The organism is Paenibacillus sp. FSL R5-0517, from assembly GCF_037974355.1.
In the GTDB taxonomy this organism is placed as follows: Bacteria; Bacillota; Bacilli; order Paenibacillales; family Paenibacillaceae; genus Paenibacillus.
The window spans coordinates 400,993-415,038 of sequence record NZ_CP150235.1 but is presented as its reverse complement, the minus strand read 5'-3'; the positions used below and the strand labels follow the sequence as shown (position 1 = coordinate 415,038).

The 14,046-nt window shown below is 48.2% G+C and carries 14 protein-coding genes; 10 read left to right on the top strand and 4 right to left on the bottom strand.

Translation table 11 applies throughout. The features are described from left to right. Positions 1 to 197 precede the first annotated feature (197 nt). The gene (locus MKX40_RS01990) at positions 198 to 1,712 is read right to left on the bottom strand and encodes a DUF6359 domain-containing protein (protein ID WP_339242878.1); all 1,515 of its coding nucleotides are present in this window, start codon (positions 1,710 to 1,712) and stop codon (positions 198 to 200) included. 224 nt (positions 1,713 to 1,936) lie between these two features. Between MKX40_RS01990 and MKX40_RS01985 the strand changes: the two genes are divergently transcribed. The 3 genes from MKX40_RS01985 to MKX40_RS01975 all read left to right on the top strand — a co-directional run bounded on the left by MKX40_RS01985 (position 1,937) and on the right by MKX40_RS01975 (position 3,193). Further along, complete coding sequence (locus tag MKX40_RS01985) at positions 1,937 to 2,230, top strand: hypothetical protein (RefSeq protein WP_339239191.1); 294 nt, start codon at positions 1,937 to 1,939, stop codon at positions 2,228 to 2,230. Positions 2,231 to 2,383: 153 nt separating this feature from the next. Continuing rightward, positions 2,384 to 2,539, top strand: coding sequence for a hypothetical protein (locus tag MKX40_RS01980; protein WP_017691064.1), 156 nt, complete (start codon positions 2,384 to 2,386; stop codon positions 2,537 to 2,539). A 123-nt stretch (positions 2,540 to 2,662) separates the two neighbouring features. Further along, a complete protein-coding gene (locus tag MKX40_RS01975) occupies positions 2,663 to 3,193 on the top strand; it encodes a GNAT family protein (RefSeq protein WP_339239190.1) in 531 nt (176 codons plus the stop codon). A gap of 184 nt (positions 3,194 to 3,377) precedes the next feature. Here the strand turns inward: MKX40_RS01975 and MKX40_RS01970 are convergent, their stop codons facing one another. Beyond that, a complete protein-coding gene (locus MKX40_RS01970; RefSeq protein WP_339239189.1) occupies positions 3,378 to 4,154 on the bottom strand; it encodes a Crp/Fnr family transcriptional regulator in 777 nt (258 codons plus the stop codon). 379 nt (positions 4,155 to 4,533) lie between these two features. Between MKX40_RS01970 and MKX40_RS01965 the strand changes: the two genes are divergently transcribed. From MKX40_RS01965 to MKX40_RS01940, 6 genes are all read left to right on the top strand, one after another. Beyond that, complete coding sequence (locus tag MKX40_RS01965; RefSeq protein ID WP_339239188.1) at positions 4,534 to 4,965, top strand: GAF domain-containing protein; 432 nt, start codon at positions 4,534 to 4,536, stop codon at positions 4,963 to 4,965. Between the two features lie 106 nt (positions 4,966 to 5,071). Further along, entirely contained in the window at positions 5,072 to 5,722 is a 651-nt protein-coding gene (locus tag MKX40_RS01960; RefSeq protein ID WP_017691068.1) for a response regulator transcription factor, read from the top strand. Beyond that, positions 5,715 to 6,830, top strand: coding sequence for a PAS domain-containing protein (locus MKX40_RS01955; RefSeq protein WP_339239187.1), 1,116 nt, complete (start codon positions 5,715 to 5,717; stop codon positions 6,828 to 6,830). The genes MKX40_RS01960 and MKX40_RS01955 overlap by 8 nt, the downstream gene beginning before the upstream one ends. A gap of 268 nt (positions 6,831 to 7,098) precedes the next feature. Continuing rightward, complete coding sequence (locus MKX40_RS01950; RefSeq protein WP_062837151.1) at positions 7,099 to 7,593, top strand: Lrp/AsnC family transcriptional regulator; 495 nt, start codon at positions 7,099 to 7,101, stop codon at positions 7,591 to 7,593. A 12-nt stretch (positions 7,594 to 7,605) separates the two neighbouring features. Next, positions 7,606 to 8,193, top strand: a complete 588-nt coding sequence (locus tag MKX40_RS01945; RefSeq protein WP_307540492.1) for a chromate transporter — start codon at positions 7,606 to 7,608, stop codon at positions 8,191 to 8,193. A gap of 2 nt (positions 8,194 to 8,195) precedes the next feature. Next, entirely contained in the window at positions 8,196 to 8,741 is a 546-nt protein-coding gene (locus MKX40_RS01940; RefSeq protein ID WP_339239185.1) for a chromate transporter, read from the top strand. Between the two features lie 559 nt (positions 8,742 to 9,300). Here the strand turns inward: MKX40_RS01940 and MKX40_RS01935 are convergent. Then, entirely contained in the window at positions 9,301 to 11,673 is a 2,373-nt protein-coding gene (locus tag MKX40_RS01935; RefSeq protein WP_339239184.1) for an Ig-like domain-containing protein, read from the bottom strand. 211 nt (positions 11,674 to 11,884) lie between these two features. On the opposite strand from MKX40_RS01935, the gene MKX40_RS01930 reads away from it, so the two are divergent. Continuing rightward, positions 11,885 to 12,490, top strand: coding sequence for a class I SAM-dependent methyltransferase (locus MKX40_RS01930; protein WP_339239183.1), 606 nt, complete (start codon positions 11,885 to 11,887; stop codon positions 12,488 to 12,490). 264 nt (positions 12,491 to 12,754) lie between these two features. Here MKX40_RS01930 and MKX40_RS01925 read toward each other — a convergent pair whose 3' ends face one another. After that, positions 12,755 to 13,891, bottom strand: coding sequence for a glycoside hydrolase family 88 protein (locus MKX40_RS01925; RefSeq protein ID WP_339239182.1), 1,137 nt, complete (start codon positions 13,889 to 13,891; stop codon positions 12,755 to 12,757). Positions 13,892 to 14,046: the final 155 nt, after the last annotated feature.

Genomic DNA, 14,046 nt, shown 5'->3' with positions numbered 1-14,046 from the left:
TAATTCGATTAATGGCTCGCACACATCCTGAATACCCATACCTTCCCCCCAGGAGCAAGTATATATACAATGACAGGGCAGTAAGAGCTGATCATGGTCGTGAATGCATCTGGCATAACAAGCAAAAAAGAGCCTGTCCGCGAACAAACTTCCACGGTCAGGCCCTATTCCGCATGATGATATGATATCTATTTCATTTATTGCGCTTTTCCGTATGAACCTGTCTTAAATGTAGTCGGATCATACCATTTGTATCCCGCCGCAGGTGCAGCCCATGGCTCAAGTTGCGGCTCGGTTGATGCAGCCGGAGCTTCCATGGAGAGCAGGCTTGTGGCCGTATCCAATGTCAGTCCTGGCACTTGTGCCAGACTGGTATAACTCTCTTTGACCGCCAGCCATTTTACGGTATTCACAAGGAACGTTGCATCGTCCACTTCTTTGAATCCATCATAGGTCTTCTTGGTCGCACCGGTCTCTTCACGCAAATATTTCGGAGTAGCGTCTTCCACAGGTGAAGAGTCGCCAATAAATGCAGCTTTGCCCGCACCAACCTTGGCAATGGCGGCATAGGCCCCTTCAGCTCGTCCACCCCCGTTATATACGCCCTGATCGACAGCATTGCCCCACTTGGACACACCACTTGGTACATACACCAAACCTTTGGCCTTGTTAGGGTCGATAATTGCAACGGTGGATCCCGCATGCATGGCTACAGCATTAACACCAGACGTAATACCGAAGGATTGAGCAGGTGCAACGATATCCGATGCATTTACATCTCCAAGGGCATTGTAGCGGAAACGTACACCAAAATTCGTCGCCAGCCAGTCTGAACTCGTCACACTCTGCATCGCTGGTGATTCTGCTTCAGCCGAAGACATGCCTTTGGCCGGATTCAGGAAGGCACCGCGGCGATAGCCGTTGAATACTTCGGAAGAATCCCAGCGGTTTTTGTTACGGTCTGCATTATAGTGGTCGGAGATGAAGAAAACACTTCCTCCGTTCTGCACATACTGCACCAGCGCAGCCTGCTCTGTCGCTTTGAACGGCACGTTGGCTTCGCCAATGACAAAGACGTCGTAATCTTTCAATTTATTATAGGTGATGGCTTGCTCACCGAATGTATACGGAATGCTGCGTTCCAGCTGATTCACGACAAAGCCTGCGTTGCGCAAACCATTGGCAAAATCCGAAAATGCTCCATCAATAATCCAGTCCGCAGCACCTGCTGTCTGGGCATGGGTATTATCGAACAATACTTTTTTGCCGGTACCATCCGGTAATGTTGTGCCTGGGTTCGGTTCTGGATCAGGGTTCGTTGTTCCGGAGGAAAATGCAATGGACGTTGGGTTTTTGACTCCTGCATAGCTGTTGTAGGCTCCGAGGGTTCCGGTGACGATGATCTTTTTGCCTACAAGATTAGGATTGGTAGCCAGTCCATATTGCGAACGGAAAGAAGCGGGAATCTGCACATCCAATAATCTGGCGTTGGTTCGCTCTGACGCTGAATCGGCAATCAGAACATTAAAATCATTGGCATACGGAGATGTAAACTTTGCGGTAAGTGACCCGGTAGCATGTCCAACAATGATTCCTTCAACCGTCGCTGTTCCTCCACCGCTCTGGGCAGCGATGGCCTGAGATACCGTAAGGGGTGCTGCAGCTTGTACCGGACTTTGCGAACCCGGCCCCAGCAGTGCGGTTGCCATCATGATAAAGACCAGGAATGCCCCGATCCAATGCTGCCATAACGCCTTCTTCATATTCCCTTTCTCCTCCTCCAAATTACCTGATAATGGGTTATCCTCCTTTAATTTAATTGTTCATATGCTGAATTCCTCTATCTTTTTGTAAAATTATTGAAAAAGTTTTGAGATGGCATCCATTTGCCCATACTGATTAGCATTAGAATTCCACTTTCCAAAGGAGTAAAACAATGATGAAGTTGATATTTTTGGTGCTCTTGTTAGTTATCCCGCTAATTATGGCTTATGTTGCTCTTCGTTCCCGAATGGTTACGAGGCTATTTCATATCCTCGCGCTGCTATGCTTCTACAGTGCCGCAACTGTCATCGCTGGTGATGTGTATGCAACGAATGCTCATATGACCACGTTCACCACCGAAATTCATCAATTCCTGATGAATGGCTGGTTCCTGTATCCGTCTGCATATCTCGGTGTGTACATTCCCTATGTGATGTGGAGGAGCCTATTTTCAGAAAAAAGTTAACTTCGTTGCTGACTTGATATTGCATTTTGCCAGCGTTCATTGCATAATGAGTATATAAACGTGATAATGATTATCATTATTGAACTTGTCTCCATGTAACTTTCTACTGCATATGATTTTACGATTTTATAGATAAAGGGGAACGAACATCGAATGAATACAACTCTGCAAAAGGCTGATCTGCAGCTTGACGATTATTTGGATCTTCTGAACCTGGCAACCAATCTGGGTGATACGAGATGGCAAAAGGAAATTATCCGCAAGCTGGCTTATACTTATCCCGCAGTTCAATGTAAACAACCACAATAGCATTCCATATATCATAGATCTACATTATGGCTCATGACCGATTCATTCGTTGAATCTGTTATGGGCTATTTTTTGTTGTACAATGTACAGTAAGTTATTCAAATATGAAGGAAGTGGACAACGATGCAATTGGAGACCGAACGACTCATCATCAGGGATATTCTGGAGATAGACTGGGAAAGTATACATAGCTACACATCCATGACAGAAGTCACTCAGCATACGGCGTGGGGACCGAATACAGAAGAAGATACGCGAGAGTACGTGCAGTTTGTGTTGGACATGCAGCAGACACAACCACGAGAAGGTTATGAGCTGGCGATATGTTTGAAAAGTGACGGGACTCTTCTTGGCGGAGTAGGTATTCACGTGATGGAGAAAACCAATGCAGAGATTGGTTACGTCCTTAATCCCACTTACCAAGGGAAAGGTTATGCGACCGAAGCAGCCAGCGCTATACTAGGCTTCGGTTTCAACGAACTCGGCATCCACCGGATTTACGCCAAGTGTCGCCCACACAACACGGCTTCGGAGAATGTTATGAAGAAAATCGGTATGCAGCGTGAGGGACTATTACGGGAGCACTGGTTCTACAAAGGTTGCTTTCATGACTCGGTGATCTATTCAATACTCTCCAGTGAATATGGCACATGAACAATTTCACGGAAACACAAAAAGCTGACTCCCATATATGGGACGCCAGCTTTTCTTTTTTTTCTCCGTAACGACCCCAATCGCCAGTGGAGTTGAAGCTTCATTTGGAACCAAATCACAATTGTTCCTCTAGGATGCAACCGATGATCTTTCCTTACCTCGGATTCCCCCGGAACGATCTACCTTACAATCGGCACAGCTCTACCGGGCAGCTTGGAAATGTGGGACATCCGCACATGCAGCGCAGGGCTGCCAGATCCCGAATCATCAGTTTGCCATCCATCATATCCAGCGTTCCTTGTTCCTTCCATGCCCCAAGCATCCGCGTTACGCTCTCCCGGGTTGCTCCAATCATCTCGGCAAGATCGGTATGGTTCAGCTTCATGTCGAGCACTATACCGTCCGGTGTAATCCGGCCATACGAATTGCTGGCACGGATCAGTGTCGAAGCGAGCGCCCCCGCCTTGCCGTAGAGCAGCAGATCACGGAATCTCGACTGGGTAATCCGCTGCGACAATGCCATCCATTGCAAAAATTTCAAGGCAAGGTCGCCATGTTTGCTGAGTATACTTTCCAGATCGCTAAGCGAGATAATGGCCAGTTCCCCTTTTTCCGCCATCTCTGCACTATAGCTATGATTCAATCCACCGATACCGCCAAATTCACCGATGAGATCGCCGCTTTGCTGAATAGATAAAATAATTTCCTTGCCATCCTCCGTCGACTTGGTCATTTTTACTCGTCCCGAACGAATGTAGTACAGATATCCGGCTTCATCGCCTTCGAGAAAGAGACTATACCCCGACTTCACCCGTTTGGGTTGCATTTTTGCTTCAATCAGGTCCCATTGCTCAGATGTAACGAACGAAAGGATTCCGCCTGTTTCTCGTGTCATTTTGCCCGCCTCCGTTTGTTTCTGCGCTGTTCTCTGGGTTGTTCTTTCTACAAATACTGTACCCATAACCTTCGTCCCCCTCGGTGATTCCTTATGTATACATCATATCGCGAAAGTAGCCTCAGGGTTATCGGGGGATTACCTGATCATTGACAAGAAACTCCCTGAATTTGCTGTGAGAAAAGTCACATTTCACCGATATGCCTCATCCTTCGTATTCTTCCAATCCCTTGATGTACCTGGTTCAGGAGCCCTCCACTGCCCAAGTTCAGTAGATTACGGAACGGAAATAGGGGTTTTCCCTGAATTACAATGACCGAGAATGGGTCTACAATAGAACTACCATCGTAATACCCTTACTTTAAGATGATCCTGTTCGAAGGTTAATGATAATAATTACACCGTTATGTACGTTATATTCCGAAAAAAAAGGAAGTGTCCCCTCATGCATGATGAACTGCCATCTGGTATTCAGGAGATGATCGATGGCCTGCGCCTGAGCACATCCAGTGACTTCTGTGGACTTGCCTGTCTGAACGGGACGATGCTACGCTGGAAGGTTACATCTGGGTCCAGTAATGAACGGGTGAAACGCATGGAGATGCGCCCCGGACAAGATCTGGTAGGCACAGCCCTGCGAACTGGACGCACAGCCCGATCTGATGCACAGTCCCCCGGGGAGCATACACCCGGTCGTTGCCCGTTAATGCTTGCTGAGCGACTGGTAAGTGCCATAGCAGTCCCCGTGTTTCAGGAAGGAAGCGTGCCTGGTGCCGTGCTGCTCGTTGGCAGCAGACTGCCTTGCACCTTTTCACCGAACATAGTCCTACAGACTGAGCAGGTCGCTCTGCGTCTTCAGCCGAAGGTGTTTGGATAGAACGTTTGAAGTAGTGCGAGAAGCGATTCAGAGAATTAACCTCTGAGCCGCTTCTTTTTTTGTTATGATATAGATAGAACTGAGGAAGCGGACAGGGGGAAATCATGTGATTCAACTATTAGTTGTAGACGACCATGTTGTCGTGCGATCCGGGCTGATTGCTTTACTTGAAGGAAAGAATGATATACATATCGTTGGGGATGCCGCAGATGGTGATGAAGCCATTGCCAAAGCTCAAGAGTTAAAACCGGATGTGGTCTTGATGGATTTTAGCATGCCGCCAGGCAAAGACGGTCTGACCGCTACGGCTGAATTGAAGAAATTGATGCCGGATGTCTCCATTCTAATACTGACCATGCATGACGATGAAGAATATCTATTCCGAGCCATCCATGCGGGAGCATCGGGATATATACTCAAAAGTGCGCCGCATGAAGAATTGCTTGCCGCGATTCGTTCCGTAGCAGAGGGTAGCGCCTATCTGTACCCAAGTGCGACCAAACGGCTGATGAGTGAATACCTGGACAAAGCCAAACAGGAAAACGCCGGCCCATATGACACGTTATCCGAGCGGGAGAAAGAGATTTTGTCCTGGATTGCCAAAGGTTACGCCAACAAGGAAATCGCCGAACATCTGATCATCAGTGTCAAAACGGTCGAATCCCACAAAAGCAATCTGATGGAGAAACTTGGCCTGCGTACACGACCGGAACTGGTGAAGTTCGCCATGAAAAAGGGGTTGCTGAACTTTGAGTAGTGCACGCAAGAACAGACTAAGTGGACTCGCAGACCAGCCCGTACGCCTCCTGCTGAACGAAATCGATAATCACATTACCGATAATGAATTTCGCAGCAGGTTGAAGGGCTCCCTGCATCAACTGAGTGATCTGAAGTTTGCTCTGGATGAGTCCTCCATTGTGGCATTAACAGACCGCAAGGGGAAGATCCAGTATGTGAATGATAAATTCTGTGAGATCTCGCAGTATGAGCGCGAAGAACTCATCGGTAAGGATCATCGAATCATTAATTCCGGATACCATGGCAAAGCCTTTATGAAAAACCTGTGGGACACGATATCCTCAGGCAAGGTATGGAACGGGGAGATTCGCAACCGTGCCAGAGATGGCAGTTACTATTGGGTCAACACCACCATCGTGCCTTTCCTCGATAATGACGGCGAGCCGTATCAATACCTGGCTGTACGTAGCGAGGTCACCAAGCTGAAATCCGTCGAAGGTGAATTGCAGAAGATGATGTCCCAGGTCATGAACATTCAGGAAGAGGAAAGACGCCGGATCTCGCGTGAACTGCATGACGGGATTGGACAGAGTCTCTTCTCTCTGGTGATTCAGATGGACCGATTGCTGGCAGACCAGCCTCACGCCGGAGTTGAAGCACTGCGTAAGCAGGTCACGGGTATTATGGAAGATGTACGCGGGATGGCATGGGAACTGAGACCATCCGTTTTGGATGACCTGGGTGTTGTTCCGGCAATTCGTACGTATATTGAGAATTACACCCGTCACTACGGAATTGAAGTTGATCTGGAATGTAATCTGCGCAAACGGCTGGAGATGAACCGGGAGATCGCCATATACCGGATTATTCAGGAAGCCTTAACCAATGTCGCGAAGTATGCCGATGTTGCCGAGGCACGTGTTACTGTAGAAGACGCTGAGGACATGACGATGGTTATTATTGAGGACCAGGGTGCCGGATTCAGCGAAGCAACAGCTGGCAATGGTGTTGGGTTGTTCAGCATGGAAGAGCGTGCCCGTGGTGCAGGTGGAACGTTGAGAGTTTCTTCCGAGCCTGGTGAAGGCACAACTGTTACCCTTTTCCTGCCCAAAACAGCTCAGCGATAACCGGACCTGATTCGTATCGTGCCTAGCGTTACACTCCAGCTCTATCTGTTAACCGGCTGCTCGCCATTAGATTATGCGAGTGGCCTTTTTATATGGGATTGGTCAAAATGACAAAATGAAGGCTTAAAATCGGTTAAATTCAATAATGATAATAAATAGATTGACTCCAGTTACGATTCGTCATTAAACTATGAATGCCACATACACATTGTATGTTCAGTAAAATTTCATTGTTCATTTCATATAGCGAAAGAAAAGGATGGTCAACATGTCAGAGAAACGCTCCTCCAAAGGGGGAGAAATTCCGCAAATGTACAATCTGGACGAGATGGATCGCAAAATTATCGCCGCACTTCACAAGAATAGCCGGATATCCTATACGGACTTGGGTACACAGATCGGGTTGTCGCGTGTAGCTGTCCAGGCACGCATTAATGCGTTATCCGAAAAAGGAATCATCGAACGCTTCACCGTGGTGATCAACCCTGGCAAGGTTGGGCTCCAGGTCTCCGCCTTTTTCAATGTCGATGTGGAACCGCCCTTCCTGGATGAAGTTGCGGAGAAACTGGACGAAGAGCCTGCCGTTACCAGCCTTTATCATATGACAGGGCCTAGCACCCTACATATGCATGGTATTTTTGCAGATATGGAAGAGATGGAGCAGTTCTTGCTGGAGAAGCTCTATAAGATGCCAGGTATCGTCAAAGTGGAATCACAGTTATTGTTGAAACGCTATAAAAGCCGGATGGGCATGAGACTCTAGGAGGAAATCAGCATGGGTTGGAAAGATTACAACGGTCTCGTCATCGGAATGGTACGAACCGGAATTCTCGGATACGGCGGCGGTCCTTCGGTTATTCCGTTGATCCGTTACGAAGCCGTTACACGTTACAAATGGGTCAGTGATGAGGAGTTCGGCGAGATTTTGGCTATCGCCAACGCCTTGCCGGGTCCCATCGCGACCAAGATGGCCGCATATCTCGGCTATAAAACCAAAGGTGTACTGGGCGCGATTGTGTCCGTACTCGCTCATATTTTGCCGACAAGCATTGCCATTATTGCTCTGCTCGGTTCCATGTACGCGCTGCGCGAGTCAAAAGTGGTTGCAGGTATGGTAGCCGCTGTTCGACCGGTTATTTTTGTCATGCTGGGCATGATGGCTTATGAATTTGCCATGAAGGCCTGGAAGGGGCTCGGCAAAGTTTTTGCCGCCCTATTCGGGGTGATTGCCTTTGTATCGTTACAGCTGCTGAACATCCATCCAGGGATTGTGATCGCGGTTTTCCTTGGATATGGTGTCTTCCATCTGGATCTGGTCCAACGCTTCAAATCCAAAGGCAATTCCGATAAGGGGGTGTCCTGAGGATGCTCCAGACATGGTGGGAATTATTTTGGGGATTTTTCGTAGCAAACATATTGGGATATGGGGGCGGCCCGGCGTCCATTCCGCTAATGCAGGAAGAGATTGTGAACCATTACCATTGGATGACCACAGAGCAATTCGGGGATGTGTTGGCGATTGGTAACGCCCTTCCCGGCCCGATTGCAACCAAAATTGCTGCATTCGTCGGGTATCACGTGGCGGGCTGGTTTGGGGCGTTTATCGCAACTTTTGCCACAATCGTGCCTTCCGCAACCGCATTGATTTTATTACTTCGTCTATTGAACAAACACCGCACGTCACCGAAAGTCAAAGGTATGACTTTACTCGTGCAGCCTGTTATCGCTGTACTCATGATTCTGCTCACATGGGAATTCGGGCAGCTATCCACCGACTCCATCGGCATCTGGCAGACATTAATCATTGCCGGCATCTCGCTCTGGGTCATGACCAAGACCAAGCTGCATCCAGCCATTCTAATCGTGATCGCTTTTGCCTATGGTGCACTGGTGCTGTCCCATACGATGTAGTTATAGAAAACATAGTGGGTAACTTTGCCTAATGGCGAGACTATTTTCATTTTCTTAGGAACCGAGGACATTTTATTTACTCTTATAATCCTCTTTTTAAATTGTATGGAACATCAGACACGCTATATACCAAAATCTCCTGAGAAAAGCGATATAAATGACTGTTCTTTCCGATATAGCGTGTCTCAGATTCCTTAGATTTCTGCAAATGCTCCAACTCCTTGAATAAGATGTCTCAGATTCGTTAACGCAGACATCCCCTGTTTCAATCGTACGCGGCATGACGATGCACTGGATCATGTTGGAATCGATAAAATCCTAGTGAAACGTGAAAAAACTCTGTTTTGGCATGTCCATCTTTTGCGGCGTCTTCATCGCTTGCTCGCATATTCAGGACGCAGGGCACATGCCCGCTCGGGACACGATAAGGTATACTTCGGCTTTCAGCCAGTTGAAGACAAGCTCTCTAGTTTATAGACAAAAAACGGTGACCCCAGCGATCAAGCCAGGGTCACCGTTTTTTATATTGCGCGTTTCATACTCCCATTAGGAAAAACAATTACTTCGCTTCAACCACTACGGTTACTTTCGTTTTCACACCTGCAAATGTCACCGTAATCGTTGCTTTACCTTTACCGTTCGCCTGAATGACACCATCTTTCACCGATGCTGTTGCAATACGGGAAGATTTCCAGAGAGCCGGTTTGGACACATTAGCCTCACTGCCATCGGCATACGTTGCAGTTGCCGCCACAGTTACCTTTTCACCAGGTTTCATGGTCAACGTTACTTTATCCGTCTGCAAATATTTTAGTGTATCCACATCTACGGCAATTGTGACAGACTTACTGCCGTATTTGGCTGTGATTTTAGCTTTACCTGAACCTGCAGCTTTGACTTTACCTTTAGTCACCTGAGCAACAGTGTACTTATTCGTTTTCCACTCCGCTTTGTCCGTAACATCGCGCTCGCTACCGTCGCTCAAGAAAGCCGTTACCGTCAGATCAGCTGTATCGCCTGATTTCAGGGACAGAGCCGGTTCGGAAGCTTCAATACGTGAGATGACATCCACTTCAACCTGGATCGTCACTTTTTTGGAGCCGTATTCTGCTGTGATGTTGGCTTTACCACTGCTGTTACCCGTGATCACGCCTTTTTTCACATCCGCTACACGTGCGTTACTGGATTTCCAGGTTGCTTCGGATGTAACATCCAGCGTGTTGCCGTCCTCATCCGTTCCTGTCAGAAGGATGTTCTGTGTTTCTTTGGCAGACAATACGACAAAGTTCACATCGGCTTCCAGTCCACTAGCCATACCTACTTCAACAGGCATGGTCAGTGTTTTGCCTTCAATCTTCGCTGTGATGGTTGCTTTACCTGTAGCAACACCTGTGATAACCCCTTTGCTATCTACCTCAGCGATTTTGTCGCTGCTGCTGCTCCAGGTTGCATCTTCGGATACATCCTTGGATGTCTCACCGTACATCGCCAGCACTTTGGCATTGGTCGTTCCACCCACAGCTACTGATGCTTTTTTCTTATCCATTTCATACTTGTCCGGAACGTCAACATTTACTGTAAATTTAGCTGTTTTACCGCCATAAGCTACAGTGATCGTCGCAGTACCGGATTTGTATGCGATCAGATCGCCATTCGATACATATACAACATCGGCATTGCTTGAAGTCCACGTTGCTTTGGACGTTACCACTTCTGTGCTTCCATCAATATACTCTGCATTGGCTACCAATGTCTTGGACTTGTTATCACCCGTAACACTCATGGCGAGTTTGTCATTTACATCTTTGATATCCAGATATCTTGCCGTATCAACATCCACAGCAACTTCTACAGTTTTACCACTATAGGTTGCCTTGATCGTTGTTGAACCTGCACTAATGGCTGTAACTTGTCCCTTGAATACCGTAGCAACTTTCTCGTTGCTGGATGTCCAAGTCGCTTGATCCGTTACATTCACGTCGCTGCTATTTGGATACGAAGCCGTAAGAACGATATTAGCCGTTTTGGTTGTCTCGCTCAAACGGAAGAAAATGCTTTGATTTACCACACTCAGCTTGCTGGTCAGATCCACATCCACATCAACGGATACGGACTTCGTACCGTATTTGGCTGTAATCTTGGCAGAACCTGCCGAGTATCCTGTAATTTCACCTTTGAGAACGTCTGCAACCTTCTCATTGCTGGACGTCCACTCCGCCAGATCGGTTACATCTTTGGTTGTACCATCCGGATACGTAGCCGTCACTTTCACACTTTCACTTTTGTTCAACAACAGGTTAACCTGCTGTTTATCCACATCTACACGTTTAACCACTTCAACGTTAACATCCACCGTCACGCTTTGGCTGCCCACTTTGGCTGTGATTACAGCTGTACCCGCGCTTTGTCCAGTTACTTTACCATTCACAACGGTAGCAACCTTCTCATCACTGGTGGACCATTCTGCGGTATTTGCTGCTGTATTATTTGTTTCATTATCACTATACGTTGCTGTCAAAATAATTTCTTTCGTGTCTCCCGTACGCAAGTCCAGACTTTGTACGTTCTTCGAGAGGGCTTTGACCTTCTTCGTTACTTTCACTTGAACGGTCTGACTCTGGCCCTGGTACGCTGCGGTAATCGTTGCTGTACCTTCTTTTTTGGCTGTAATTGCGCCATTATATACAGTTGCTATCGAAGTATCACTGGTACTCCAGGATGAACTGATCGTTACGTTTGCCGACGTATTATCAGAATACACACCTGTTACCGTAACGGAACTGGAATCACCAACTTCGAGCGACATCTCATTCTTGGAAACCACAATTTTGGACAGTTCTTTATCTGCCGCAGCGGCCAAGCCTACGTTGGAAATACTCAGCATCAACACCAGCATCATCACCATGTACTTGGTCAATCTTGGCTTTAACATCATTTCCCCCCGATTATCATCATTTTTTTCCTTATGTTTAATGTCGGCAACTCCTTTCCAGATGTTTAGACTTTCAGGGAATTTTCAGGAAATTCTATGGAAATTAATTCTTCTTCTATTCCGGTTTGAACCGTTCATACCTGCGTTTAACGTGCATAACCTATGTATATCGACTGTTTTGAACTTCTTTTAACAGAATTGGAGGAAACCTATGCGTCAACCTTTTGATTACATCGGGTATTGGGAGAAAACATATCGCTCAGGTGAAACTTCCGGGAGAGGTTCATACGGAGTATTGGCTGAATTCAAGGCCGAAGTCGTGAATGGACTGATTCAACGTGAAGGTATTCATCGAGTCATTGAGTTTGGATGCGGGGATGGCAACCAGTTGCAATACATGAATTATGAGGACTACCTGGGCGTTGATGTCGCCGCTTCTTCGATAAAACGCTGTGCTTCCCAGTTTGCCAAAGATCCGTCCAAGAGCTTCATGCTGTATACACCAGGCCTGTGGATTAACCGTGGTTTTCTGCAAGCCGATCTGACGGTCTGTCTGGATGTGTTATATCACATCACGGATGAAACCGATTTTCGCAATACCCTGTATGATATTCTGCACTCTTCAACGGCATGGGTGGTGCTTTACACCCGTTTGAAAGAAAACGGCACCCCCGGGGTCGATACCATCCAGGATCGTAATCTGTTCCATTATCTCTACGACTACCCGGATTTCAAGGTGCATGAGATTATTCCGCAGCGATATCCGGATCAATCATCTGCCGACTTTGTTATCCTGAGACGCACATCTTCGAAGTGAAAAGTGATTCTTTCAGTAGAGCATAGCTAATTCTGCACCCCAACCGGACCCGTATGAATGAGATATTCATACGCCAGATATTCATTTGTTTTCCTTCGATTATGTACACCATCCGCCTGTCCGCTCACCTCGATTGTCTATTCAAAGCTCAAGCTTGGGTATACTCCGTCTCCAATAGAAGGGATAGCGTTCCTGGTACTGGAGACAGCCTTATGCGGACAGGTGATGATGGATTACAACATTCTCAGTTCTCCATTTCTCTTTTTAGAATAACCCCTCACGCCCACGCAGCTTCGCCAGTGCTTCCATATAGAAATAATCGCCGTATATAATCGGCACATTCAACCCTCGCCCTTCTGGGTAATGCACCGTTCCCTGCATGATCAGCCCTTCTTCCGCTGCCGAGTCACCGGAGCTATAGTGCTCATGCAAGCCGCGGACGATTCGCTCTCCCGCGGCGGCATAGGTTTCCCCGCGTGGCGACAGCTTCGCCAGCTCTATAAGCCCGCTTGCGGCAATCGCCGCAGCGGACGAGTCCCACGCCACCTGATGCTCCGCAGGTGCGCGGAAATCCCACACCGGCACGATCTCTTCGCCAAGCATGGCGAGGAAGAAATCGGCCGCACGCTCCGCTGTCTCCAGATATCGGGCTTCGCCCGTATACCGGAAAGACAGCGCAAACCCGTGCAGCGCCCAGGCGGTGCCCCGCGCCCAGGCGGAACCTGGAGCATGGCCCTGTCCGCCATGCTCACGCAGCTTCTGCCCCGTGTGTGGATCGAACTCCACCACGTGGCAGATGGACCCGTCAGCGCGGATGAATTCGCGCGCCACGGTGTCCGCATGTGCTTCCGCCAGCCAGCGGAAGCGAGGATCGCCGCTCTGCTCGGACGCCCAGTAGAGCAGCGGCAAGTTCATCATGCTGTCAATGATGGCTACGCCGCGCGTATCCATTGCTGACGAGCTGAAGTTCCAGGCGCGGATGAACTCACCGCGCACATGGAACCGGGCAGCGAGCAGGTTGGCGGCGAGCATGCCGCGCCGCCGTCCATCCATGCTGCCCGTCTGGCGGTAGTTGGCTACGCCAGTAAGCAGCCAGATGAACCCCAGATCGTGATCCACCGATTCGGGATCACGCAGACAACCTTCCAGTTGCCGCTCACAACTTTCGGCAATGCGATGCAGCGGAGCGACCGCTTCACTTTCCGGTGCATCCCCATAGACCAACCATAACAGGCCAGGCCAGAAACCTGCTGTCCACCATTCCGGATCATTCTGGTCATACGTCCCTTGCGGGGCAATGTGCGGAAATGTATCCTTGATCCGCTTTGCATTCCGAATCGTCTTGGCAGCTCCCTGTTGCCACGCTTCCTCCAGCCATTTTACCGACGTTGATGTGTTCATAAACATATCCCTCCCCGATTCAATACCGGACATCTCTGCTTGATGCTCCAGATCGATCTCAACTTATCTCTAGTGTCTTATGCCGTCACTACAATATCGATCAGCTAAATATCACCAATCATCCACGAATAACACGTTTAACTATGCTTCGAGTG

Bases quoted from the DNA above. Each gene is read 5' to 3' on its own strand.
- MKX40_RS01990 (WP_339242878.1), bottom strand. From the start codon at position 1,712: ATGATGGCAACCGCACTGCTGGGGCCGGGTTCGCAAAGTCCGGTACAA.
- MKX40_RS01985 (WP_339239191.1), top strand. From the start codon at position 1,937: ATGATGAAGTTGATATTTTTGGTGCTCTTGTTAGTTATCCCGCTAATT.
- MKX40_RS01980 (WP_017691064.1), top strand. From the start codon at position 2,384: ATGAATACAACTCTGCAAAAGGCTGATCTGCAGCTTGACGATTATTTG.
- MKX40_RS01975 (WP_339239190.1), top strand. From the start codon at position 2,663: ATGCAATTGGAGACCGAACGACTCATCATCAGGGATATTCTGGAGATA.
- MKX40_RS01970 (WP_339239189.1), bottom strand. From the start codon at position 4,154: ATGGGTACAGTATTTGTAGAAAGAACAACCCAGAGAACAGCGCAGAAA.
- MKX40_RS01965 (WP_339239188.1), top strand. From the start codon at position 4,534: ATGCATGATGAACTGCCATCTGGTATTCAGGAGATGATCGATGGCCTG.
- MKX40_RS01950 (WP_062837151.1), top strand. From the start codon at position 7,099: ATGTCAGAGAAACGCTCCTCCAAAGGGGGAGAAATTCCGCAAATGTAC.
- MKX40_RS01945 (WP_307540492.1), top strand. From the start codon at position 7,606: ATGGGTTGGAAAGATTACAACGGTCTCGTCATCGGAATGGTACGAACC.
- MKX40_RS01940 (WP_339239185.1), top strand. From the start codon at position 8,196: ATGCTCCAGACATGGTGGGAATTATTTTGGGGATTTTTCGTAGCAAAC.
- MKX40_RS01935 (WP_339239184.1), bottom strand. From the start codon at position 11,673: ATGTTAAAGCCAAGATTGACCAAGTACATGGTGATGATGCTGGTGTTG.
- MKX40_RS01930 (WP_339239183.1), top strand. From the start codon at position 11,885: ATGCGTCAACCTTTTGATTACATCGGGTATTGGGAGAAAACATATCGC.
- MKX40_RS01925 (WP_339239182.1), bottom strand. From the start codon at position 13,891: ATGAACACATCAACGTCGGTAAAATGGCTGGAGGAAGCGTGGCAACAG.